The sequence below is a fragment of the Amycolatopsis sp. AA4 genome, assembly GCF_002796545.1.
In the GTDB taxonomy this organism is placed as follows: domain Bacteria; phylum Actinomycetota; class Actinomycetes; order Mycobacteriales; family Pseudonocardiaceae; genus Amycolatopsis.
The window spans coordinates 5,385,378-5,408,800 of record NZ_CP024894.1 but is presented as its reverse complement, the minus strand read 5'-3'; the positions used below and the strand labels follow the sequence as shown (position 1 = coordinate 5,408,800).

Genomic DNA, 23,423 nt, shown 5'->3' with positions numbered 1-23,423 from the left:
TGGTCAGGCAGCGGCGGAACGGCCGGCGATGCGGCCCATGGTGACGGCGTTGGCGACCGCGTTGCCGCCGCCGACGTAGCGGAAGCCGAGCACTCCGGCCCCGGCCTCGCCCGCGGCGAACAGCCCGGGCACGCGGTCGCCGCGGACGTCCAGCACCGCGGCGCCGGAGTCGATCTCCAGCCCGGCGTGCGTGCAGACCAGCTCGGCGGGCAGCGTGCGCGCGGCGAAGAACGGCCCGGTGGCGATTTTCGCGGGCGGTTCGGCCGCGCCCTTGGCGGACAGCGTTTCGTGCCGCAGGAACTCCGGGTCCTCGCCGCTGGGCAGCTGGGCGTTCCATCTGTCCACAGTGGCCTGGAGAGCGGCGGCGGGCACGTTCATCTTGCCCGCCAGTTCCTCCAGGGTGTCGGCACGGAGGGTGCGGCCGGCGGCCGCTTCGGACAGTACGTGTTCGGCGTTCCAGTGCGCGTAGCCCGGCGGAAGATCGCGGCGCGCTCGGTCGTCGAAGACCATCCACACTGGACCGTCCTGCGCGGAGATGATGCCGCTGGACACCGCGTACGAGGCGTCCTCGTCCATGAACCGGCGGCCGTGCGCGTTCACCAGCACGCGCGAGCGCGGCGGGAAACCGGACTGCCAGTGGTGCAGGCGCTGGAAATACGCGGTCGGCAGCAGCAATCCCCAGCCTTCGCCAGTGATCGACGCGGACACCTGCTCGCCGAACGAGAAGTGGTCGCCTCGCGAGCCGGGCGCGGCGACGACGAACAGATCCTCGCCCGCCGCGTCGGCGTCCGGGTAGTACCGCGAGCGCAGCGCGGGATCCTGGGCGAACCCGCCGCTGGTCACGATCACCGAATTCGCGCGGACCTCGATGCCGTCGGCGACCACGCCGGCGACCCGGCCGTCCTCGACGAGCAGCCGTTCGACGCGGGTGTTCAGCACCGCTTCCGCCCCGGCCTTGCGGCGCGCGCGGTCGAGCACCTGGACGAGGCCGTAACCCTGGTCCTTCGGCACGTGCCCGCGCCAGACGTCCTCGACGCCCGCCCGGGTCAGACCTGGGGTGTGCGCGTCGTGCGACACCTTCGCCGGGATTTCCGCGCCGAGCCCGATCAGCCATTCGACCGCGGGTCCGGCCTCGCGGCAGAACGTCTTGAGCAGCCCGGGTTTCAGCTGCCACTGGTTGAGGTCGAGGTAGTGCTGGAAGAACCGCTCCGGCGTGTCCTCGATGCCCAGTTCGCGCTGGACGCTCGTGCCCGCCGCGGTGAGCATGCCCGCGGACAGCTGGGTCGAGCCGCCGAGTTCCTTCTCCGCTTCGAACAGCAGCACCGAGGCGCCGTGCTCGGCCGCGGACACCGCCGCGGCCAATCCCGCGCCGCCCCCGCCGATCACCACGACGCCCATGTCGACGCTCATCCGAGATCACCTCCGGTTTCGGCGAGAATGCGATGGTAGAGACCGTTGGAGACGAGGCCGCCGTCCACTGTGACCTCGCTTCCGGTCAGGTAGGTGGAGCGATCCGACAGCAGGAACAGCACCGTGTCGGTGATTTCCTTGGGGTCGGCCATCCTTCCGGCGGGCACACTGTCCACAGCGGACTTGACGAACGCGTCCGCGCCGGCCAGCAGTCCGGTGTCGACCAGTCCGGGATGGACGGAGTTGACCCGGATCCGCCACTTCGCGAAATTGCCCGCGGCGGACTTCGACAATCCGGTCAAGCCCCATTTGCTGGCGGAGTAGGCGGGGGAGAAGTAGCCGATCTGACCGGAGATCGACGAGATGTTCACGATCGAACCGCCGCCCGAATCGCGCATCAGCGGCGCGGCCGCGCGCATCCCGTGGAACGGCCCGGACAGGTTCACCGCGAGCACCCGGTCCCAGACCTCGGCGGTGGTGTCCTGGAATTCCAGCCGCCGCGAGATCCCGGCGTTGTTCACGAGCCCGCCGAGCGAACCGTGCTCGGCGCGGATCCGGTCGAGCACGCGAGTCCACTGTGCTGGTTCGACGACGTCCATCGGGTACGGAGTCGCCGCACCGCCCGCCGCGCGGATCTCGTCCGCGATTTCGTCCGCACCAGCGAAATCCGCGACGCAGACGTGCACGCCGCGTTCGCCGAGCGCCCGGGCGTGCTGCGCGCCCATCCCGTTCGCCGCGCCTGTCACGAGCACGACGTCCGGGTAGCGCACGGCTTCGGTGGCGTCAGACATGCCGGGAGCCGCCGTCGACCGCGAGGCTGTGCCCGGTCACGTACCGCGAGCTGTCGGAAAGCAGGAACAGCAGCACGCCGCACACCTCTTCCGGCGAGCCGATCCGGTGCAGCGGCACCGCGTCGAGCGCCTTCGCCAGCGCGGGCGCGTCGTCCTGGATCCAGCGCGTCATCTCGGTGTCGATGTAGCCCGGGGCGATGGCGTTGACCCGGATGCCCTGGTCGCCGAGTTCCACCGCGAGCGATTCGGTGAGGTGCGCGACCGCGGCCTTCGAGCTGCAGTACGCCGCGCGGCCCTTGCGCACGCGGACCGCGGACACCGACGCCATGTTGACGATCGCGCTGCCCGGTTCCATCCGCGCGGCCGCGGCCTGCGCGCCGAACAGCACGCCCTCGACGTTCACCGACAGCGTCGAGCGGATCTGCTCCGGCGTGATGTCCGGGACCTCGGCGTACGGGAAGATCCCGGCGTTGTTGACCCAGAAGTCGATGCGGCCGAACTCGTCGATCGCGCGCTGGGCGAGCGCGACGTGGTCCTCGGCGCGGGTGACGTCCACCGCGGCCGCGACGATCCGGCCCGGCTTGTCCTCGACGGACTCGGCGGCCAGCGCGGCGGTCAGGTCGCCGGCGGTGGCGGTCATCGCGGCGGCGTCGAGATCGCCGCCCACCACGTGCACCCCGCGCGTGGCGAGACCGGCGGCGAACCGCGCGCCCATGCCGCGGGCCGCGCCGGTGACCACGGCGACCTTGCCCGGCATCTCCGGGTAGCGCGCGGTCGCGGGCTGGTGCAGCACCCGGCCGGGGCCGGTGGGCTCGAGAGTGGTCATCTGGGTTTTCTCCTCGTTGTTTCTCAGGGCTCGCGGTGCACGGTGCGGCGGCGCACGCGCCAGCCGTCTGCGGTGCGCACGAGTTCGTCGTCCAGCACGGTGAGCCGGTGCAGCCGCGGGGTGCCGCCTTCCGGCGTTCCGACGATCTGCAGATAAGCCAGCGCGCGCAAGGTGTCCTCGGTCTGTCCGTTTTGGACTTCCACTGTGGACACCACGTGCCGCAGCCGTTCGCCGGACTCGACGCATCCCGCGTGGAACCGCTCGGCGAACGCGGTCAGCGCGGCGGTGCCGACGGCGGGTTCCGGGTAGCTGGGCGAGACGAACTCCCCGTCCGGGGTGAAGGTGGCGGCCCAGCGCGCGGCCTGCCCGGAGTCGATGGCGTGGCTCTGGCGGCCGTAGAGCTGGTGCACCGCCAGCACGTCCTCGACGGGGACTTCGCTCATGGTCCGGTACCTCGATCCGCGGGGAGTTGCCTCGAACGGCAAACGTGCTATATTCGCACGCACCGTGCGATATGAAGGAACAGTAGGTCGCCGGATGAGCTGTCGTCAAGGGAGTCGTGTGTCCGAATCGGGGACGTCGAAGACGCTGAGCCACGGTCTTCAGGTGCTGGAGCTGCTGGTGGAGCATCCGCAGGGGCTCACGATGACCGAAATCGCCGAGGGGATCGGCGTGCACCGCACGGTCGCGCACCGGCTGGTGCGCACGCTGGAGGCGCACCACCTCTGCCGCCGCGACCGGTTCAAGCGGATCTCGCTCGGCACCGGCCTCGTGCGCCTGGCCGAGCCGGTCGAACAGGACCTGCGCACGCTCGCGCGCCCGGTGCTGGAGGAGCTTTCGGACGCCGGCCGCGCGTCGGCGCACCTGGTCGTCCGCGAAAACGCCGAGCAGGTGCGGATGCTGATGATCGTCGAACCGCGGCAGGCGCGGATGCACGTGTCGTTCCGCAGCGGCCAGCTGGACCCGATAGGGCGCGGGTCGGCCGGGCTCGCGCTGCTCGCGGCGGAACCGCCGGTGGACGGCGAACGCGAGGAGATCACCCGCGCCCGGGCCCGCGGCTACGCGGTTTCGGTGGGGGAGATCGCGCCGGGGATCACCGGGATCTCCGCGGTGGTGCCGACCGGCCGGGACGCGCCGGGCACGAGCATCGGGCTGTCGTTGTTCGAGGCCCCGGACCCGGACGAACTGGGCCGGTTGGTGGTGGCGTCGGCGCAGCGGCTGGGTTCGCTGCTGAAGTGAGGTGACGGCGCTGAGTCCGGCCTCGGGCAGGTTGGGCTCGTGAGTGTTTATGCCGGTTAGAACCGGCATAAACACTCACGAGCCGCGGGGCTAGCGGCCGACGAGCCCGGCCTCGTGCGCGAGCAACCCGGCCTGCGTCCGGTTCGTGCAGTCGAGCTTCACCAGCATCCGCGACACGTAGCTCTTCACCGTCGCCTCCGCCAGGTGCAGCCGAGCGGCGATGTCCGCATTGGACAGTCCTTCTCCCAAGCAGGCCAACACATCCCGCTCTCGCTCGGTCAACCCCGCGGTCCGGCGGCGGGCTTCGTCATCGCGGCGATGGCCGTCCGCCGACAACGCGACCAACCGGCGCGCGGCGGACGGCGACAACACCGTGTGCCCGTCCGCGGCGACCCGGACCAGGCCGATCAAGTCCTCCGGCGGCGTCGACTTCACCAGGAATCCGGCCGCGCCCGCGCGGAGGGCGCGGATGACGTAGGTGTCCGCGTCGAACGTCGTCAGCGCGACGACCGCGGGCGGTTCCGGCAGCGTGCAGATCCGCTCGATCGCGGCCAGCCCGTCCACGCCGGGCATCCGCAGGTCCATCAGCACCACCGAAGGCCGGTGCCGGACCACTTCCTCGACCGCCTCCGCGCCGTCCCCCGCCTGCGCGACTACCTCGATGTCGCCGGCCGAACCGAGGATCGTGCGCAGGTGCGCGCACACCATCGGCTCGTCGTCGGCCACCACGACCGTGATCACCGGGCAGCACCTTCCGTGGTCGGGACGTAGGCGGGCAGTATCGCACCGATCTTGAACCCGCCGCCGGGCAGCGGGCCCGCCTCGAAGGTCCCGCCGACGAGTTCGACCCGCTGGCGCAGCCCGCTCAGCCCGGTGCCGGAGCCGGTGCCCGCGAGCGCCGCGTCCGGCGGCCGGGTCGCGCTGGTGTTGGCGACCGCGACGTCCAGTCCGCCCGGGTGATAGCGCAGCGAAACCGTCGCCGAGCAGCCCGGCGCGTGCTTGCGGACGTTGGTCAGCGCCTCCTGGACCACGCGGTACGCGGTGCGCGCGACGGTCGGCGACACCGACGCCCGGTCCCCGGTCACGGAAAGCTCGGTCGCGATCCCGACCGCCGCCGATTCGGCGACCAGGTCCGCCACCTCGCCGGGCAGCGGCGGGTTCGGCGGCGTTGGATTCGGCAGTGTTGGATTCGGAACTGGCGGTTCGATTCCGGTTCCGTTGCGCAGCACGCCGACCAGGTCGCGCAGTTCGTCCAGCGCGTGCGCGCCCTCGCGCCGGATGTCCTCGGCGGCGGACTTCACCGACGGATCCGGCGAGGTCACACCGAGCGCGCCCGCGTGCAGCACCATCAGGCTCAACCGGTGCGTGACGACGTCGTGCATCTCGCTCGCGAGCCGTCGGCGCTCGGCCGCCAGCGCCTGTTCGGCGAGCAGATGCTGCTCGCGCTCCGCGCGCTCGGCCCGGTCGCGCAACGAACTCAGCAACTGCCGCCGCGCCTCGAAATACAGCGCGATCGCGACCGGAAGCGCGGTGCTCAACAGCCCGAACGGCGTCGTGTTCCAGGCCGGATTCCACGGCCGCGTCGCCAGCAGCGCGAGGAATCCGGCGATCCACAGCAGCCGTCGCCGGTCCAGTTGCCGAACGAGCTGCGCCAGCACGATCGGCGTGATCGTCGGGACGGTCATCAGCGTCGGCTGGCGGACGGGCACGAGCAGGCCGGGGGAGAAGAGGTCGGACGCCAGCATCGCCAGCGAGGCCACGATCAGCAGTCCGGCGACGCCGTTCGGGAAGCGCGCCAGGAGGAGCAGGGACGCGTCGCAGACCAGTTCCAGCACGAGCGTCGCGTGCGGGCCGAGGAAGCCCGTCGTGGGCCCGGCGGCGAGGAAAAGCCCGAAGTCGAGGCAGGCGAACACCAGCGCGGTGCCGCCGAGCCAGAGCCAGTCGGTCGACCGCGGCCAGGTGTGGCGCATGCTGGTCACCCGGCCACGGTATCCGTTCGTCCGCCCGGTCGCGCCGGATCCGCACCGCCCGGGTGGCGGGCTACCGCCGAAAGTTGCGGACCGGGCGGAAGCGATCCACTTTCGTCGCTGCGAGTCGCTACCGAACACGCTTACGCCGCACCCGCCCGGCACGGTGGACTCGACGCCATGACGAGCGAAGGACTCCCGAGGTTCGCCCGGCTGCCGGTGCTGGCGGTCGCGGCGGGCGCCGTGGCGCTGCTGGTGGCGACGAGCACCCGGTACGCGCACGGCTTCGACGAGCTGTACTTCCTCGTGGCCGGTCGAGATCACCTGAGCTGGGGGTATTTCGACCAGTCACCGCTCGTCCCGCTGCTGGCCGGCACGCTCGACCAGTGGTTCCCCGGCTCGCTGGCCGCGCTGCGGCTGCCGATGGCGCTCGCGGCCGGCGCCGGGGCGATCGTGACCGCGCTGACCGCCCGCGAACTCGGCGGCGGTCGCGGAGCACAGACGATGGCGGCCGGGGCGTACGCGACTTCGGGGCTGATCATCCTCAGCCACTGGGTCGCGACGTACGCGCTGGATCCGTTCTTCTGGACGCTCGTGGTGTTCCTCCTCGTGCGCTGGACCCGGACCCGGCGCGACGGTCTGCTGGTGTTGGCCGGAGTGGTCACCGCGGTGTCGCTGGAGACGAAATTCCTGATTCCCGCGTTGTGGGGCGCGGCGCTGGTCTCCGCGCTGATCCTCGGGCCGCGCGACCTGGTGTCCCGGCCGAAACTGTGGCTGGGCGCGCTGATCGCCGTCGTGGCCACGCTGCCGACGGTCTTCTGGCAAGCCACGCACGGGTGGGCCTACACCCGGATGGGCGAGGTCGTCGCGGCCGAATTCCCCGGCTACCTCGCCTTCGCGCGCGACGGTGTGCTCGGCGCGGGAATGGGCATCGGCGTGCTGGCGCTGCTGTACGGGATGTGGCGGCTGTTCCGTTCGCCGGACCTGGTGCCGTACCGGTACCTCGCGGTGGCGTTGCTGCTGGTCGTGGCGGTGATCGTCGGGACGCACGGCCGCTCGTATTACTTGATGAGCCTGTATTCGCTCCCGTTCGCCGCTGCCGCGACTGAGCTTTCGCGCCGGAATCTGGTGCGGTGGTGGAAGATTCCGGTCGGAATCGCGTTCGCTCTTTCGGCCGCGGTCACTATTGCCGGGCTTCCGGTGTGGCCCGCTTCGATGAAGGAGACGTCGTTCGGGCCGTTTCCGCTCGGCACCGCGTTCGCGGCCGGGGAGACCGCGCAACAGCAGCTGGCGGACGGCGTCGGGCAGGCATATCGGTCGCTGCCCGAGGAAATGCGCCGGGAAACCGCCGTATACGGCGAAATCTACCCGTTCGCCGCGGCCGTCGAGTACTACGGCCCGCGGTACGGGATCGACAATGCCTACAGTGGACACCGAGGCTACTGGTACTTCGACCGGCCGCCGGATACCGCGAAGAACGTGCTTTTCGCGGGCTTCGATCCGGCGTTGCTGCGCCCGTACTTCTCCTCGGTGACTGAAGTGGTGCCCGGACTGATGTGGCTGTACACCGGGCGAAAGCAATCCTGGGAAACGATCTGGCCAGAGGTGAAGAAACAATGAGCGATTCCTTGTCCGCGCGAGCGTATTTCCTCGCCTGCGACCCGGACGGCGGCCCGGTCTCCCGCCGTCCCCGGGCCGCCTTGCTGGTCCGCGCGGCCGCGGTGACCGACCTGGTCCTGCGCGGCAACCTCCGCGACCAGCGCGGCCACGCCGAACCGACCGGCGCCGCCCCGACCGGCGACCTCCTGCTCGACGACCTGCTCGCCGACCTCCGCGCGCACAGCCCGGCGTCGTGGCGCGCGCTGCTGCGCCGGGGCAAGAACGACACGCTGCAGGCGCTGGAAACGCAACTCTCCGCGGCCGGGCTGCTCGAAGAGAGCAGCAGTTCTTTCTGGCACCGCAAGGTTTTGGTGCCTTCGGACCCGGCGCGAGTACGTGACGCGCACGCGCAGCTCGATCACGCGCTGACCGCGCCGCTGTCCGAAGTGGACGCTGCCGCCGCGGCGCTGGCCGCTCTCTCGGCGGCGTCCGGCGCGGGGATGTCCCGGTCGGACGCGCGGCACCACGCCGATCGATTGCAGGAACTGGAGAAGCTCGCCGGACCAGCGGTTCCGGCGTTGCGGAAAGCTGTCGCGGGCCGCCGCGCAGCACGGATCGCGGCGTTCTCCGGCGGCTCCGGAGGCTGAGAGGCTGAGCTGTCGGTCAGCCGAGGGGGCTGACCGACAGTTCGGCCGCCGCCGAAGCGTGGACGTCGTACCGTGGCGGACATGACCTCCTTCGCCGCGTTGCACGTCCCGGGCCGTCCGCTGTTGCTGCCGAACGTCTGGGAGTTCGGGTTCGCCGCCGCCCTCGCCGCCGCGGGCCACCCCGCGGTCGGCACCACCAGCCTCGGCGTTTCGGCCGCCGCCGGGCTCGCCGACGGCGCCCCGGCGTCCCGGGCCGCCACCGTCGCACTGGCGAAATCGCTGGCCCCGCTGGACATCCTGGTCAGCGTCGACCTCGCCGACGGCTTCAGCGCCGACCCGGCGGAGGTGGCGGACCTCGTCGCGGAACTCGCCGACGCCGGGGTCGTCGGCGTCAACCTGGAAGACAGCCGAGGCGACACGCTCGCCCCGATCGTCGTCCAGGCCGCACTGCTGGCCAAGGTGCGCGAACGAGTCCCGGGCATGTTCCTCAACGCCCGCACCGACACGCACTGGCTCGGCACCGGTCCGGTCGCGGACGCCGTCACCCGGGTCCGCGCGTACGCCGACGCCGGCGCCGACTGCGTCTTCGTCCCCGGCCTGCACGAATCAGCGGACGTCGCCGAGCTGGTCGAATCGGTCGAGGTGCCGGTGAACCTCCTGCACCTGCCCGGGAAAGCCACTTTCTCGGAATTGGCTTCCTTGGGCGTGGCGAGGGTCAGTCTCGGCTCAACCCCTTACCGCGTAGCGCTTTCCGCCGCACTGGCCACAGTGGACTCCGCCAGGGAAGGGAGGGAGCTGCCGATGAAACCGCCTTCGTACGGTGAGATCACGGCTTTGCTCCCGTAATCTGAGCGCCATGATCTTCGGAGGAAGCACCGACTTCGCTGTCCCCGCCGGATACCTCAACACGCCCAGCATCGGGATCCCGCCGGCTCCGGTCGCCGAAGCGGTCGACGCCGCGGTCGGCCGGTGGCGCACCGGCAAGGACGCCCCGTCGGACTTCGACGAGGCGGTGTCCCGTTCCCGCGGCGGATTCGCGCGGCTGGCCGGGGTCCCGGCGGAGCGGGTGGCGATCGGCGCGTCGGTGTCGCAGCTGGTGGCGAACGTCGCCGCCGGGCTGGCCCCGGACGCCCGGGTGCTGGTCGCCGAAGGCGAATTCACCAGCGTCACGTTCCCGTTCGCGCAGCGGGCGAACGTCACCGAGGCGCCGCTCGCCAAGCTGGCGCAGCACGTCGAAGGCCACGACCTCGTCGCGGTCAGCCTCGCGCAGTCCGCCGACGGCGCGCTGCTGGACACCGCCGCGCTGCGGGCCGCCTCCGAAGCCGCCGACGTGCCGGTCCTGATCGACGTCACGCAAGCCGCGGGCTGGCTGCCGCTCGACGTCGCGTGGGCGGACTGGATCGTCTGCGCGGGCTACAAATGGCTGTTCTCGCCGCGCGGCTGCGCCTGGCTCGCGGTGCACCCGCGGGCGCACGAGCGGACCCGCCCGGTCGCGGCGAACTGGTACGCCGGCGACGATCCGTGGTCCTCGGTATACGGAATGCCACTGCGCCTGGCCGGAAACGCGCGCGGGTTCGACCTTTCGCCGGTCTGGTTCTCGCACGTCGGCGCGGCGGAGGCGTTCGACTACCTCGCGGCGCTGGACCTCGCCGCGGTGCGCGACCACAACGTCGGACTGGCCGATTCCCTGCGCACCGCGGCCGGGCTGGAGCCGCAGGGCAGCGCGATCGTGGCGCTGGAAGCCGATCCCGCGCGGATCGCCGAAGCCGGGATCTCCGCGAGCGTCCGCAACGGGCGGGTCCGGGTCGGTTTCCACCTCTACAACGGCCCTGACGACGTCGAACGCGTTCTGGCCGCCCTGGGCGCGGCATCTGGCTGAAAGTCGTGCGGGCGGTGAACTACGGTGTTCGCGTGTCCCCTCCGCACTTCACCCCCGGACCCTCGGACACGGCCCCGATCGCGGCCGTGCCCGCGCGCCCGGGTCCGCCGCCCGGGCCGTCGCGCAACCGCGCCCTGCTGCTGCGCGGCGCCGGGCTCGTGGCGATCGCCGTCGTGGCCGGGCTCGTCTGGTACCTGATCCGGCACGACAGCACGCCGGAGGCTCCGGTCGCCGAATCTCCGGCGACCACGGCGAAGCCCGCCTTCGACTACAAACTGGCCGAAGGCCCGGTCAAGGCCACCGACTGCGCCGCCAACGCCTACTCCGGAGCCAAGAAGTTCTTCCAGGACAACCAGTGCAAGTCCCTGGCGCGGGCGCTGTACACGGTGCAGTCCGGGGACGCGAAGGCGCTGGTCTCGGTCGTGCTGGTGACGATGCCGGACGCGGCGAAGGCGACCGAGCTGAAGGAACTCACCGACCGGGACGGCACCGGCAACGTGAGCGACCTGGTCCGCGACGGCACCTTCCACGACACGGACGCCCCGAAGCTGAGCGGCAACGAGGCCGAATACCAGTCGAAGGCCAACGGCCCCGAGGTGACGATCGTGCTGACCGACTTCTACTACGGCCACCACGACAAGCAGCTGCTCACCCGGATCGCGAAGAACGCGCTGACGCTGTCCGGCAAGCTCCGCTGAGGTCGCGGTGAACGCGCAGGCCGGATTCGCCCGGCCTGCGCGCTTTTCCTAGGAAGGCTGCCCGGGGAGGGCGACGGCGGCGGGCTTCTGCCCGGCCTCCTGCCGCCACGGCATCCCGCGCCGCGCCGCCGCGATCAGCGCCTGCAAAGCCATCCCGCGCAGTCCCGAATCATCGGTGTGCGTCAGCACGGCAAGCCACGCCGCCGCGGTATCGGCCTCCGCGCTCGCCACCAGCGCGGCTGCCGAAGCAGTGTCCGTAACCGGCTTAGGCGGCACGTACGCGGCTTCAGGCGCCACCGGCGTCGCCGAAGCCGAGGTGATCATCTGCATGACCGCGTCCCGCCGCGCGGTGTGCTCCGCGCGCCCCGCCTTCACCGCGTCCCCGAAGTCGCCCGGCAGGAACGCCGTCACCAGGCCGTAGACCCACAACGACGCGTGCTCGGCCGCCAGCGCCTTCTGCAGCGAATCGACCGCTTCCTTCGGCACCGACGACAGCGCGGTCACCGCCTTCGCGTCCGCGCCCGGCCCGAGTTCCGGCGCGACCCGCTGCAGCCCGGCGCACCCGGCGGCCACCGACGCGACGAGCCCGGCCCGGTACGCGGGCAGCGCGGGCACCAGGTCCTCGGCCTGCTTGCGCGCGGCGGCGAGCCGGTCCTTGAACCCGCCGAGGTCCGTCGGCGCGGGAGGGACGTTCTCCGCCTTCTTCGGCCGGTTCAGCCGGTCCACCTCGGCCTTCAGCGCGGCCGCCTGCGCGGCTCTGGCGTCGGCGACCTGGCCGGCCGCGTCGCCGCCGGCGGGCAGCTTCCTGGCCGCGGCGGCGTCCGCGTCGGCCATCGCCAGCAGCGGGGCCAGCGGATCGGGGGCGTCGTCGTAGCCGCCGGAGCAGGCGGCGAGCGGCACAGCCGCGGCGACAGTGGCGCTCAGTGCGCCCAGACGCAGCACGGCGCGCCGGGAGAGGTCTGCGGTCACGTCGGCCCATCCTGCCAGGCCGCCCGGGTGCGCCGCCGCTCGCGCGTCTTCGCGGGGGCGCAGGATAAGCTTGACCTTCACCGACCAACAGGCCGAACAGGAGTGCTCCACGTGCCCAACGAACTCGCCAGCCGGCTGGAGCCGATCGTGGCCGAAGCCGTCACGACCGCGGGTTTCGACCTCGACTCGCTCGAGGTGCAGCAAGCCGGAAGGCGACAGCTGGTGAAGGTGGTCGTCGACTCCGACGACGGCGTCGGCCTGGACGAGGTCGCCGAGGTCAGCCGCACCGTCTCGGCCGCACTCGACGAGAACGAGCACGTGCTGGCGAGCGCCTACACGCTCGAGGTCACGTCGCCGGGCCTCGACCGGCCGCTCACCCAGCGGCGGCACTGGCGCCGCGCCCGGTTCCGCCTCGTCAAGATCACGCCCGTCGAGGGCTCCGCCTACCTCGGCCGCGTCGGGCACGCCGGCGAGAAGAGCGTGCGCGTGCTCGCCGACGGCCGGATCAAGGACGTGCACTACCAGTCCGTCGCGAAGGCAGTGGTGGAAGTCGAATTCAAGCAACCGCCCGCCGAAGAACTCAAAGCACTGACCGCGGACGAGGACGAGAAGAAGGAGGAGTCGAAGTGAACGTGGACATCGCCGCGCTGCGGGCGATCGAACGGGACAAGGACATCCCCTTCGACACGGTCATCGAGGCCATCGAGACCGCGCTGCTCACCGCGTACAAGCACACCGAGGGCCACCAGCCGCACGCCCGCATCGACATCGACCGCAAGACCGGCCTCGTCCGCGTCCTCGCGCACACCCTCACGTCCGAGGGCGAGGTCGACGAGGAATGGGACGACACGCCCGAGGGCTTCGGCCGGATCGCCGCGACCACCGCGCGCCAGGTCATCCTGCAGCGGCTGCGCGACGCCGAGCACGAGAAGACCTACGGCGAGTTCTCCGCCAAGGAGGGCGAGATCGTGGCCGGGGTGGTGCAGCGCGACGCCCGCGCCAACGCTCGCGGCATGGTCGTGATCCAGGTCGGCGACACCGAGGGCGTGCTCCCGCAGGCCGAGCAGGTCGCGGGGGAGTCCTACGAGCACGGCACCCGGATCAAGGCGTTCGTGTTCGGCGTGTCGCGCAGCAACCGCGGCCCGCAGATCATGCTGTCGCGCTCGCACCCGAACCTCGTGCGCAAGCTGTTCGCGCTGGAGGTCCCGGAGATCGCCGACGGCACCGTCGAGATCGCCGCGGTCGCCCGCGAACCGGGGCACCGGTCGAAGATCGCCGTGCGCTCGACCATTCCCGGCGTCAACGCCAAGGGCGCCTGCATCGGCCCGATGGGCGCGCGCGTGCGCAACGTGATGAGCGAGCTGGCCGGCGAGAAGATCGACATCATCGACTGGTCCGACGACCCGGCCAAGTTCGTCGGGAATGCCCTGTCGCCCGCGAAGGTTGTGTCGGTACGTGTCGTGGACGAGCGCGCCAAGACGGCGCGGGTCGTCGTGCCGGACTTCCAGCTGTCGCTGGCGATCGGCAAGGAGGGCCAGAACGCCCGCCTCGCCGCCCGCCTCACCGGCTGGCGGATCGACATCCGCAGCGACGCGGCCCCCGCCGAACCGGCCGGTCCGGGGGAGGGTGAGCAAGACCACGCCGGCCAGGCGCGGCCCGCCGCGGCAACCGGTTCGGCCGACTGAAGGTGCAGGCGCTAGACTCGACAACGGTTCAAGACCCGCGAAGGGCTACTGGGGACACCCCCGACCTCCAGCGCCACCGGCACGCGCCGGTGCGCACGTGTGTCGGCTGCCGGAAACGGGACTTGACCGCAGAACTGCTGCGCGTGGTCGCGGCGGACGGGCGGCTGGTCGTCGACGAACGTCGGCGGCTGCCGGGCCGGGGTGCGTGGCTGCACCCGGGGCCGGGCTGCCTGGCCAAAGCCGAGCGGAAGCGGGCGTTCCCCCGGGCCCTCCGGGTCCAGGGCGCGCTCGAGGCCGCGGGGCTGCACGACCACGCGGCGTTCGCCGCGGACGACGACGCCGGGACAAACCCGGGGTCGCGAGATACAAGGAAGCAGGTCGACCCGTCATGAGTCAGCCGTGAAGCTGAAGCCATGAACGCGCGACGATAAGGACGAGGTCAGCGGGTCTTCCGCCTGGCCTCCCCTAGATGAGGAGAGCTGTGCCAGGCAAGGCCCGCGTACACGAGCTCGCTAAGGAGCTCGGCATCACCAGCAAAGAAGTTCTCGCCAAGCTGAAGGAGCAGGGCGAGTTCGTGAAGTCCGCGTCGTCCACCGTCGAGGCGCCCGTCGCCCGCCGGCTCCGCGACGCGTACCCCGCCAAGGGCGGGAAGAAGCCCGGCCCCACGCCGGGACCGCGCCCGGCTCCGAAGCCGGCCGCCCCGCAGCAGCAGAGCGCCGCCGCGCAGGCCCCGTCCGCTCCGGCGCCCGCGCCGCAGCAGCAGGCCCCGGCCGGGAAGCCGGGCCCGCAGGCCGCCAAGCCGGCGGCCTCCCCGGCCCCGAAGCCCGGCGGACCGCGTCCCGGTCCGCGCCCGCCCGCACCGGCCCAGCCGGCCCCGGCGCAGGAGGTCCCGGCCGCCAAGGCCGAGCCCGCCGCGCCCAAGCCGGCCCCGAAGCAGCAGGACTCGTCGTCCGCCGGTTCGGTCGTGCCGCCCAAGCCGCAAGGCCCCAAGCCCAGCGGGCCGCGTCCCGGTCCGCGTCCCCCGCGGGTCGGCAACAACCCGTTCGGCGTCGGCTCCGGGTCCCCGGCCCCGCGTCCGCCCGCCCCGCGCCCCGGCCCCGGCCAGGGCGGCGACAACCGTCCCCCGCGTCCGGGCGGCGGCCAGGGCGGCGACACCCGTCCGCCGCGTCCCGGCGGCGGCCAGGGCGGCGGCAACCGGCCGAGCCCGGGCAACATGCCCCCGCGCCCGAACCCCGGCATGATGCCGGGCCGCGCCCGTCCGGCCGGACCGGCCGGCGGCCGAGGCGGTCCCGGCGGCGCCGGCCGTCCCGGCGGCGGCGGTCGTCCGGGCGGCGGCGGTGGCGGCGGCTTCCGCGGCGGTCCCGGCGGCGGCGGTGGCGGCGGCTTCCGTCCTGGGGGTGGAAGTGGCGGCGGCGGTGGCGGCTTCCGTCCGGGCGGCGGCGGTGGCGCCCCGGCCGGCGGCGGCGGTTTCCGCGGCGGCGGCGGTCGCGGCGGCCCCGGCGGTCGCGGCGGCACGGCGGGCGCCTTCGGCCGTCCCGGCGGCCCCTCGCGCAAGGGCCGCAAGTCGAAGCGGCAGAAGCGCCAGGAGTACATGGACAACATGCAGGCGCCCAGCGTCGGCGGCGTCCGCCTGCCCAAGGGGCAGGGCGAGACGATCCGGCTGCCGCGCGGCGCTTCGCTGACCGACTTCGCCGAGAAGATCGACGCCAACCCGGCTTCGCTGGTGCAGGTGCTCTTCCACCTCGGCGAGATGGTCACCGCGACGCAGTCCGTGTCGGACGACATCCTCGAGCTGCTCGGCGGCGAGATGAACTACGTCGTCCAGGTCGTCTCCCCCGAGGAGGAGGACCGCGAGCTGCTCGAGACCTTCGACATCACCTATGGCGAGGACGAGGGCGGCGAGGAGGACCTGCAGGTCCGTCCGCCGGTCGTCACCATCATGGGTCACGTCGACCACGGTAAGACCCGGTTGCTGGACACGATCCGCAAGACGAAGGTCCGCGAGAGCGAGGCCGGCGGGATCACCCAGCACATCGGCGCCTACCAGATCGAGACCGAGCTCGAAGGCGTGCCGCGGCTGATCACCTTCATCGACACCCCGGGCCACGAGGCGTTCACCGCCATGCGTGCCCGAGGCGCGAACTCGACCGACATCGCGGTGATCGTGGTGGCGGCCGACGACGGCGTCATGCCGCAGACGGTGGAGGCGATCAACCACGCGCAGGCCGCGAAGGCCCCGATCGTGGTCGCGATCAACAAGATCGACAAGGAGGGCGCGAACCCGGACAAGATCCGGCAGCAGCTCACCGAGTACAACCTCATCGCCGAGGAATACGGCGGCGACACGATGTTCGTCGAGATCTCCGCACGGGAGAACATCAACATCGACGGGCTTCTCGAGGCGATCCTGCTGACCGCGGACGCGGCTCTGGACCTGCGGGCCAACCCGGACATGGAAGCACAGGGCGTCGCGATCGAGGCGCACCTCGACCGCGGCCGCGGCCCGGTGGCCACCGTCCTGGTCCAGCGCGGCACGCTGCGCGTCGGCGACTCGGTCGTGGCGGGCGACGCCTACGGCCGCGTCCGCCGGATGGTCGACGAGCACAACGAGGACGTCACCGAGGCGCTGCCCTCGCGTCCGGTCCAGGTCATCGGGTTCACCTCGGTGCCGGGAGCGGGCGACACCTTCCTGGTGGTCGACGAGGACCGCGTCGCCCGGCAGATCGCCGAGCGCCGCTCCGCCCGCACCCGCAACGCGCTCAACGCGTCGCGCCGCAAGCGGGTCAGCCTCGAGGACCTCGACTCCGCCCTGAAGGAGACGAGCAGCCTCAACCTGATCATCAAGGGCGACAACTCGGGTACCGTCGAAGCGCTCGAAGCGGCGCTGCTGCAGCTGGACGTCGGCGAAGACGTCGAACTGCACGTCGTGCACCGCGGCGTCGGCGGCGTGACCGAATCGGACATCGACCTGGCGACCGCGTCCGACGCGATCGTGCTCGGGTTCAACGTCCGGGCGCAGGGCAAGGCGACCGAGCGGGCCACCCGCGAGGGCGTCGACGTGCGCTACTACACGGTCATCTACCAGGCGATCGAGGAGATCGAGCAGGCTCTGAAGGGCATGCTCAAGCCGGAGTACGAAGAGGTCGAACTGGGCCGCGCCGAGGTCCGGGACGTCTTCAAGTCCTCCAAGATCGGCACGATCGCGGGTTGCCTGGTCATGTCCGGCGAGATCCGGCGCAACGCCAAGGCCCGCCTCCTGCGCGACGGCAACGTCGTGGCGCAGAACCTGCCGATCAACTCGCTGCGCCGGTTCAAGGACGACGTGGTCGAGGTCCGCGAAGGGTACGAGTGCGGTCTCACGCTGGGCTCGTACAGCGACATCAAGGTCGACGACGTGATCGAGACCTACGAACAGCGGGAGAAGCCCCGTGCGTGAGTGACCGGTCCGGGGTGCGCCAGCCGCGCACCCCGGACCGCCCTCGCGGCATAACTTCGCTGCCTATGTTTGTCGGAGCCTTGGAGCTCGACCTGCTGCTCGACGACGTGCATTCGTTGAAGCAGAAACGATCCGTGGTGCGGCCCGTCGTGGCCGAACTGCGGAAGCGATTCGCCGTCTCGGTCGCCGAGGCGGGACATCTGGACCTGCACCGGCGCGCGCTCATCGGCGTCGCCGCGGTCGCCCCCGACGGAGAGCACATCCGGGACGTGCTCGACGCGTGCGAGCGGTTCGCGGCCGGCCGACCGGAGTTCGAACTGCTCTCCGCGCGCCGCCGGCTGCTCGGCCCGGACGACTAGCACCCCGGAAATCCGGAGAAGGAGACCTCAGCCATGGCCGATCCCGCTCGGGCACGCAAGCTCGCCAAGCGGATCTCGCAGATCGTGGCCTCGGCGATCGAACACGACGTCAAGGACCCGCGACTGGGCGCGGTGACCATCACCGACGCCCGCGTCACTGCGGACCTGCACGACGCCACGGTGTACTACACGGTGCTCGGCGAAAGCCTCGACGCGGAGCCGGACTTCGCGAGCGCCGCCGCCGCGCTGGAGGCCGCGCGCGGCGTCCTGCGCACGAAGGTGGGACAGGGCACCGGCGTCCGCTACACCCCGACGCTCACCTTCGTCGCGGACAGCGTCCCGGACGACGCCCGCCGCATCGAAGAACTGCTCGCCAAGGCCCGCGAATCGGACGCCGAGGTGGCCCGCCGGGCGACCGGAGCGCAGCCCGCGGGCGAGGCGGACCCGTACAAGGCTCCCCGTGCCGAAGAGGACGAGGAGCAAGCAGAAGAGGAGACGCGCGGCTGAAGCGATGCGGTCAAAGCCCGGTGTCACGCGACGCGGCCTGCTGTTCGGCGGTGCCGCGGCGCTCGTCTCCGCCTGCACCGGGCGCTCCGCCCCGGTGGTTGCGCCGGCCCCGGCTGCCCCGGCCTCCAGCCCGGCGCCCCTGAAAGCGTCGATCACGATCCACCGCAGGCATTCCGCGGCCCGCGGCCGGGACGTCGACGTCGTGCTCATGACGCCCGACGGAGTCCCCAACGCCGGCCTCCCGGTGTGCGTCGCCCTGCACGGCCGCGGGGCGAACGCCCGCACGTTCCTTGACCTGGACCTGCCCGCGGCCCTCACCGCCGCGGTCCGGTCCGGGACCCCGCCGTTCGCGGTCGTCGCGGTCGACGGCAGCCACTACTGGATGCCCGACGGCGACGACGACCCGCACCGCATGCTCACCGACGAACTCCCCGGCTGGCTGTCCGAATCGGGGCTCCGCCCGATGACCGGGCTCTTCGGCATCTCGATGGGCGGCTTCGGCGCCCTGAACCTCGCCCGCCGCCGCCGAGACGTGACCGCGGTGGCCACCTGCAGCGCGGCCCTGTTCCGCACCTGGCCCGACGCCCGGTCCCGGCACGTCTTCGCCTCCGAGGACGCCTGGACGGCCGCCGAACCGCTGCGGCACCTGGACGAACTCCAGCCCCGGGACCTCGGCGTCTGGTGCGGCGACGGGGACCCGTTCCTGGCGGCCAACCGAAAACTGATCAGCGGCGCCGCCCCGGCGGTCTCGCGGATCACGCCGGGGGCGCACACGTCGGGGTACTGGAAGGGCGTTTTGCCAGAGGTGATGCGCTTCCTCGGGCCGCGGCTGAAGTAGCGGAAGCACCGGTCCGGGTGGTCGTGCCCCCGGGAATTCAGACCGGCTTTCCCGCCACCACCAGATCGCGCACGATCGCCTGGTCCACCCGGTGCGCCAGCTCCTCGTACGGTCCCCCCGACCGCACCGCCAGCCCCGCCCGTTCCAGGATCGCCACCAGTTCTTCCCGCGGCAGCACGTGCGTGTTCCACGAGATCCCCAGCGCCCCGCCCGGCCGGAGCACGCGGTTCCACACCGGGATCGCCGCCGCGAGCAGGTCGCGCGGGCTGCGGGCCAGGCCGGTGTCGCGGTGGCTGCCGTGCTGCACGCCGTACGGTGCGTCGGTCACGATCAGGTCCACTGACGCCGGGCGGAGGACCTCGTCGGTGGTCAGGGTGTCCGCGTTGAGGTAGCTGAGCCGACGGGTGCGGCCCGCCTTGTAGTCGTCCTTGTCGAACGCGTACTCGATGTCCAGCCGACGCCCGAGGCGGACCTTGTTGCGGCGCAGCTGCCCGGATTCGGCGGTGTGCTTCACGCGCTTCGTGCGCAGCCACGTCTTCACGAACTGTTCGTACGCCTCGAAATCGCGTGCGTCGACGTCGAGGCCGGTCGCGTCGAAGCCGTACATCACGGCCTGGTTCAGCGTCGTCCCGCGACCGCACAGCGGGTCGAGCACGTGCAGTTCGCGGTCCGGCCAGTCCGCGGGGCGCGAGGTCGCCAGCAGCGTGAGGTTGAGCAGCAGCTTCGTGAACTGCTCATTCGTCTTGCCCGGGTACTTCTGGATGGTCAGCAGGTCCGAATCCGCTTTCGCCAGCGGGTGCACGGCGACCGGCCGCAGCACGCCGTCGCCCAGTTCGAACAGGGCGTACAGCGAGGAAAGGTTCGACAGCAGCGCCAGGTCTCGCTCGCCGAGCGGCGCCGCGCAGGCGAATTTCACGTACCCGACACCGCCGAGCTCGATCTCTTCGATCGCCGACACCTCGGCGGAAAGACCAGCGCCGAGGGCCGCCAGCTCGGCGCGCAGCAGCGCCGGCGACGAGGCGGCGTACACGCGGTTGGCGGAAGGCAGAACGAGGATCACGTACTCAGGCATCCCGCAGAGCGTAGCGTGGCACTCCGTGACAGCTTCCCTGGTACAGGACATCGAGGCCGCCGCCGCACTGCTGGCCGAGGCCACCGACGTGACGCTGCTCGGACACGTGCGCCCCGACGCCGACGCCCTCGGCAGCGCGCTGGCCCTCGGGCACGTGCTGCATCGCCGCGGCGCGCGCGTGCGAGTCGCCTTCGGCGAGCCGGACGAGGCCCCCGAAACGCTGGCCTGGCTGGACGTCGACGGCCTGATCACCCCCGTCGGCTCCCTCCCTCCGGCTGACGGCCTGTTGGTCGCCCTCGACACCCCGACCCTGGGCCGCCTGGGCAGGCTCGCCCCGAGGGTCGCCGCGGTCCGCGCCGCCGGCGGTTCGGTCCTGGTCGTCGACCACCACGCGACCAATGCCCGCTACGGCACCCACCACGTCGTGGACGACACTGCCGAAGCGACGGCGATCCTGGTCACGCGGATCGTCGAGGCGATGGGCGTCGAACTGGACGCGGCCGCCGCGCGGTGCTTGTACGCCGGGGTCGTGACGGACACGAGCGGTTTCCGCCGGGCGAGCCCGGAAACGCACCGGATCGCCGCCCGCCTCCTGGAAGCGGGCGCGGACCCGGGCGAGGTGGCCCGCCGCATCGTCGACGATCACCCGTTCGCGTGGCTGCCGATGCTCGCGCGGGTGCTGTCCGAGGCCCGGCTGGAACCCGAAGGGGCACAAGGATTCGGCTTCGTCCACACGGTGGTGCGCGCGGCCGCCGCGGCGACGGTGCGGCTCGAAGAGGTGGAGTCGGTGATCGACGTGGTGCGCGCTACCCGGGAGGCCGGGGTCGCGGCCGTGCTGAAGGAGGCCGGGCCGGGTCCAGTGTGGACGGTCTCGCTGCGGTCCGCGGGCGACATCGACGTGTCCGCGGCCGCCGCGGAGTTCGGCGGGGGAGGCCACCGCATGGCCGCCGGATGCACGGCGGAAGGCCCGGCGGAGGAGGTGCTGGACCGGCTCCGGGAGGCACTGGGGAGGGCGCCGCTGCTGCGCGCTTCCTGACCCGGGATGGGCGGCGCGCGGAGGGGTTTCGGCCGGTGGGGAGCGGGTTGTGCGGGCGGTGCGTGGCTGGTATTCGGTGGACCCCGCCCGCATCTTCGAGTTTCGCCGGTGCGTCCGGGCGACCGCTCGGGCTCGCGTCGCGGCCGGATCCTGCACCTGTCACCGGGAGCGGCGTAGTGGTGAGGTGGCTGGTGTTCGGCGGGCCCGTGCCCTCATCCTGAGACTTCACCAACGCGGCTGAGGGCAACCACTCGATGGCCAGATCCCCGCGCCGGTCACCGAGAGCGGCGCAGCCCGTCCAGCAAAAGGGTGACGACGTCATCCGCCTCGGCCCGCCACCGTGGCCGGTCATGGGCCGCGCCGATGCCGTGCAGCGCCATCATCACGGCACCGGCATCCACGTCGTCGCGCACCGCACCGTCCCGCACCGCAGCGGCCACCAGGTCGGCGACCGCCTCCTCCAGCGCTTGGCCGCCCCCGGCGAGAGCGCCTGAGCGATCCGCCAGGAGCGTTGCCAGCGTCCGCGCCAGGCCCTCGTGCGCGGCGATGTGGTCCACCATCCCGCGCAGAAAGGCCGCCAACGCCTCCGCCGCGGGCAGCGTCTCCTGCAACTGGCGGGCGCGCTCGCACAGCGCGGCGACTTCCCCGTGGTAAACCGCCTCGGCCAGGGCTTCCCGGGTGGGGAAGTGGCGGTACAGGGTGCCGGTGCCGACTCCGGCCAGGCGGGCGAAATCGTCGAAGCGCAGGTCGAAGAACTCGCCTGCGGCAAAGAGCTCGCGTGCCTTGGCGATCAGGACGTCGCGGTTGCGCTGGGCGTCGGCCCGCAGCGGCTTGTCGGCGGTCATGTGCTGCCTTCCGTCGGCAAAGGCAAAGCTGTCCTCCACGAAAGTGGAGATTGCCTCCGATTCGATCGTACCCTGCCCCTGCCGGTGTCCACTCGCGACAGCCGGGAGGCCGCGGCACCAATTAGGACTTCCGCAGCTCAGCGTCGGCCAAATTTCCTTGTCCGACAAGCGAATTCCACGCCCGGATCACCCGCCGGTGGTCGCCCCCGCCGGAATTGTCGGTCCCGGTAGCTACTCTCGTCCCGTGTCCGAAAACGCCACGACCACCGCCGTAAGCGGTGACCGCATTCCGCCCCGCCGAGTCTTCGGCCTCGCCGTGCCCGCGCTCGGCGTGCTCGCCGCCGAGCCGCTCTATGTGCTGGTCGACACTGCCGTCGTCGGCCATCTCGGGGCGTTGCCGCTCGCTGGCCTCGCGCTGGGCGGCGTGGTGTTGTCGCAGGTCTCCACGCAGCTCACCTTCCTGTCGTACGGCACCACTTCGCGCACCGCGCGGCTGCACGGCGCGGGCAGGCGCGCGGACGCGGTTCGCGAAGGCGTGCAGGCGACCTGGCTCGGCGTGCTGGTCGGGCTGGTGCTGCTGGTAGTGGGGCAGCTGCTGGCCGGGCCGATCGCCCGCGCGCTTTCGGGCAGCGACGAGATCGCCGAGGCGGCCGTGTCGTGGCTGCGGATCGCGTTGTTCGGCGCGCCGCTGATCCTCGTCACGATGGCGGGCAACGGCTGGATGCGCGGCGTGCAGGACGCCACCCGTCCGCTGCGCTATGTGTTGGCGGGCAACGGAATCTCCGCGGTTCTCTGTCCGGTGCTGGTGTATGCCGCCGGCCTCGGGCTGGAGGGGTCGGCGATCGCGAACATCGTCGCGCAGGTGGTGTCCGCGTCGATGTTCGTCGCCGCGCTGGTGCGGGAAAAGGTGCCGTTGCGGCCGGATTTCGCGGTGATGCGGGCACAACTGGGTCTCGGCCGGGACCTGGTGCTGCGCAGTTTCGCGTTCCAGGCGTGTTTCGTGTCGGCCGCCGCGGTGGCCGCGCGCACCTCGACCGAGGCGGTCGGGGCACACCAGGTGGTCCTGCAGCTCTGGACGTTCCTGGCGCTGGTGCTCGATTCGGTCGCGATCGCCGCGCAGTCGCTCGTCGGCGCGGCGCTCGGCGCGGGAGCGGCGCGGCAGGCGCGCGGGGTGGCCACGCAGATCACCGGATACGGCCTGGTCCTCGGCTGTTTCCTGGGCGTGCTGTTCGCGGCGTTGTGGAGCGTCCTGCCGCACGCGTTCACGTCCGATCCGGGAGTGCTCGGGGAAATCCCGCACGCTTGGTGGTTTTTCGTGGCGCTGCAACCGATCGCGGGGGTGGTGTTCGCGCTCGACGGCGTCCTGCTCGGCGCGGGCGACGCCGCCTTCCTCCGCACCGCCACGCTCGTCAGCGCCGGCCTCGGATTCCTGCCGCTGATCTGGCTGTCGCTGGCGCTGGGCTGGGGGCTGACCGGGATCTGGAGCGGATTGTCGCTGTTCATGGTGTTCCGGCTGGCGGCCGTGGTGGCGCGATGGCGGTCCGGGCGGTGGGCCGTGGTCGGCGCGGTGCGGGAGGCGTGACGGTCTGACGGCGAAACCCGCTCGCCGCCGGAGTACGG

General features: G+C 72.0%; 24 protein-coding genes. 15 read left to right on the top strand and 9 right to left on the bottom strand.

Going from position 1 to position 23,423, the window contains the following annotated elements:
• Window positions 1-3: 3 nt before the first annotated feature.
• From CU254_RS25035 to CU254_RS25020, 4 genes are read right to left on the bottom strand one after another with little or no spacing between them, the layout of a single operon-like run.
• On the bottom strand, window positions 4-1,410 hold the full coding sequence (locus CU254_RS25035) for an FAD-dependent oxidoreductase (protein WP_037714746.1): 1,407 nt from the start codon (window positions 1,408-1,410) through the stop codon (window positions 4-6).
• Window positions 1,407-2,201, bottom strand: coding sequence for an SDR family NAD(P)-dependent oxidoreductase (locus CU254_RS25030; protein WP_037714744.1), 795 nt, complete (start codon window positions 2,199-2,201; stop codon window positions 1,407-1,409). Before CU254_RS25030 ends, CU254_RS25035 begins: the two co-directional genes overlap by 4 nt.
• Complete coding sequence (locus CU254_RS25025) at window positions 2,194-3,027, bottom strand: SDR family NAD(P)-dependent oxidoreductase (protein WP_009080531.1); 834 nt, start codon at window positions 3,025-3,027, stop codon at window positions 2,194-2,196. Before CU254_RS25025 ends, CU254_RS25030 begins: the two co-directional genes overlap by 8 nt.
• Before the next feature lie 23 nt (window positions 3,028-3,050).
• Complete coding sequence (locus CU254_RS25020; protein ID WP_009080529.1) at window positions 3,051-3,470, bottom strand: nuclear transport factor 2 family protein; 420 nt, start codon at window positions 3,468-3,470, stop codon at window positions 3,051-3,053.
• Between the two features lie 118 nt (window positions 3,471-3,588).
• On the opposite strand from CU254_RS25020, the gene CU254_RS25015 reads away from it, so the two are divergent.
• Window positions 3,589-4,266 carry an IclR family transcriptional regulator gene (locus tag CU254_RS25015; protein ID WP_100266869.1) on the top strand — a complete coding sequence of 226 codons (678 nt, stop codon included), beginning with the start codon at window positions 3,589-3,591 and terminating at the stop codon, window positions 4,264-4,266.
• A 90-nt stretch (window positions 4,267-4,356) separates the two neighbouring features.
• Here CU254_RS25015 and CU254_RS25010 read toward each other — a convergent pair whose 3' ends face one another.
• Entirely contained in the window at window positions 4,357-5,007 is a 651-nt protein-coding gene (locus CU254_RS25010; RefSeq protein WP_009080525.1) for a response regulator transcription factor, read from the bottom strand.
• Complete coding sequence (locus CU254_RS25005; protein WP_037717901.1) at window positions 5,004-6,236, bottom strand: sensor histidine kinase; 1,233 nt, start codon at window positions 6,234-6,236, stop codon at window positions 5,004-5,006. Before CU254_RS25005 ends, CU254_RS25010 begins: the two co-directional genes overlap by 4 nt.
• Before the next feature lie 177 nt (window positions 6,237-6,413).
• Between CU254_RS25005 and CU254_RS25000 the strand changes: the two genes are divergently transcribed.
• The 5 genes from CU254_RS25000 to CU254_RS24980 all read left to right on the top strand — a co-directional run bounded on the left by CU254_RS25000 (window position 6,414) and on the right by CU254_RS24980 (window position 11,056).
• Entirely contained in the window at window positions 6,414-7,853 is a 1,440-nt protein-coding gene (locus tag CU254_RS25000; RefSeq protein WP_009080520.1) for a glycosyltransferase family 39 protein, read from the top strand.
• Window positions 7,850-8,479, top strand: a complete 630-nt coding sequence (locus CU254_RS24995) for a GPP34 family phosphoprotein (protein ID WP_009080518.1) — start codon at window positions 7,850-7,852, stop codon at window positions 8,477-8,479. Before CU254_RS25000 ends, CU254_RS24995 begins: the two co-directional genes overlap by 4 nt.
• 81 nt (window positions 8,480-8,560) lie before the next feature.
• Complete coding sequence (locus tag CU254_RS24990) at window positions 8,561-9,325, top strand: isocitrate lyase/phosphoenolpyruvate mutase family protein (RefSeq protein ID WP_009080516.1); 765 nt, start codon at window positions 8,561-8,563, stop codon at window positions 9,323-9,325.
• 10 nt (window positions 9,326-9,335) lie between these two features.
• On the top strand, window positions 9,336-10,358 hold the full coding sequence (locus CU254_RS24985; protein ID WP_037714741.1) for an aminotransferase class V-fold PLP-dependent enzyme: 1,023 nt from the start codon (window positions 9,336-9,338) through the stop codon (window positions 10,356-10,358).
• Between the two features lie 32 nt (window positions 10,359-10,390).
• Entirely contained in the window at window positions 10,391-11,056 is a 666-nt protein-coding gene (locus CU254_RS24980) for a hypothetical protein (protein ID WP_100267119.1), read from the top strand.
• Window positions 11,057-11,104: 48 nt separating this feature from the next.
• Here CU254_RS24980 and CU254_RS24975 read toward each other — a convergent pair whose 3' ends face one another.
• A complete protein-coding gene (locus tag CU254_RS24975) occupies window positions 11,105-12,025 on the bottom strand; it encodes a ferritin-like domain-containing protein (protein ID WP_037717897.1) in 921 nt (306 codons plus the stop codon).
• A gap of 111 nt (window positions 12,026-12,136) precedes the next feature.
• Here CU254_RS24975 and rimP point away from each other — a divergent pair, with 111 nt between their 5' ends.
• The 7 genes from rimP to CU254_RS24940 all read left to right on the top strand — a co-directional run bounded on the left by rimP (window position 12,137) and on the right by CU254_RS24940 (window position 18,850).
• Window positions 12,137-12,655 (top strand): ribosome maturation factor RimP, encoded by a 519-nt coding sequence (rimP, locus tag CU254_RS24970; protein WP_037714739.1) that lies wholly within the window; start codon window positions 12,137-12,139, stop codon window positions 12,653-12,655.
• Window positions 12,652-13,710, top strand: coding sequence for a transcription termination factor NusA (gene nusA / locus CU254_RS24965; RefSeq protein WP_037714737.1), 1,059 nt, complete (start codon window positions 12,652-12,654; stop codon window positions 13,708-13,710). Before rimP ends, nusA begins: the two co-directional genes overlap by 4 nt.
• A gap of 89 nt (window positions 13,711-13,799) precedes the next feature.
• On the top strand, window positions 13,800-14,102 hold the full coding sequence (locus CU254_RS24960) for a YlxR family protein (RefSeq protein WP_050788270.1): 303 nt from the start codon (window positions 13,800-13,802) through the stop codon (window positions 14,100-14,102).
• Window positions 14,103-14,191: 89 nt separating this feature from the next.
• Window positions 14,192-17,146 (top strand): translation initiation factor IF-2, encoded by a 2,955-nt coding sequence (gene infB, locus CU254_RS24955; RefSeq protein ID WP_009080503.1) that lies wholly within the window; start codon window positions 14,192-14,194, stop codon window positions 17,144-17,146.
• A 65-nt stretch (window positions 17,147-17,211) separates the two neighbouring features.
• Complete coding sequence (locus CU254_RS24950; RefSeq protein WP_009080501.1) at window positions 17,212-17,505, top strand: DUF503 domain-containing protein; 294 nt, start codon at window positions 17,212-17,214, stop codon at window positions 17,503-17,505.
• A gap of 33 nt (window positions 17,506-17,538) precedes the next feature.
• Window positions 17,539-18,012, top strand: a complete 474-nt coding sequence (gene rbfA, locus CU254_RS24945; RefSeq protein ID WP_009080499.1) for a 30S ribosome-binding factor RbfA — start codon at window positions 17,539-17,541, stop codon at window positions 18,010-18,012.
• 4 nt (window positions 18,013-18,016) lie between these two features.
• Window positions 18,017-18,850, top strand: a complete 834-nt coding sequence (locus tag CU254_RS24940; protein WP_037714735.1) for an alpha/beta hydrolase family protein — start codon at window positions 18,017-18,019, stop codon at window positions 18,848-18,850.
• A 37-nt stretch (window positions 18,851-18,887) separates the two neighbouring features.
• Here CU254_RS24940 and CU254_RS24935 read toward each other — a convergent pair whose 3' ends face one another.
• The gene (locus CU254_RS24935) at window positions 18,888-19,922 is read right to left on the bottom strand and encodes a TRM11 family methyltransferase (protein ID WP_037714732.1); all 1,035 of its coding nucleotides are present in this window, start codon (window positions 19,920-19,922) and stop codon (window positions 18,888-18,890) included.
• Window positions 19,923-19,947: 25 nt separating this feature from the next.
• Here CU254_RS24935 and CU254_RS24930 point away from each other — a divergent pair, with 25 nt between their 5' ends.
• Window positions 19,948-20,958: a bifunctional oligoribonuclease/PAP phosphatase NrnA gene (locus CU254_RS24930; RefSeq protein WP_009080496.1), complete on the top strand. Its 1,011-nt coding sequence runs from the start codon at window positions 19,948-19,950 to the stop codon at window positions 20,956-20,958.
• Between the two features lie 275 nt (window positions 20,959-21,233).
• On the opposite strand, the gene CU254_RS24925 is transcribed toward CU254_RS24930, so the two are convergent.
• Window positions 21,234-21,803, bottom strand: a complete 570-nt coding sequence (locus CU254_RS24925; RefSeq protein ID WP_037714728.1) for a TetR/AcrR family transcriptional regulator — start codon at window positions 21,801-21,803, stop codon at window positions 21,234-21,236.
• 244 nt (window positions 21,804-22,047) lie between these two features.
• On the opposite strand from CU254_RS24925, the gene CU254_RS24920 reads away from it, so the two are divergent.
• Entirely contained in the window at window positions 22,048-23,385 is a 1,338-nt protein-coding gene (locus CU254_RS24920; RefSeq protein ID WP_009080489.1) for an MATE family efflux transporter, read from the top strand.
• The last annotated feature ends 38 nt before the right edge of the window (window positions 23,386-23,423 follow it).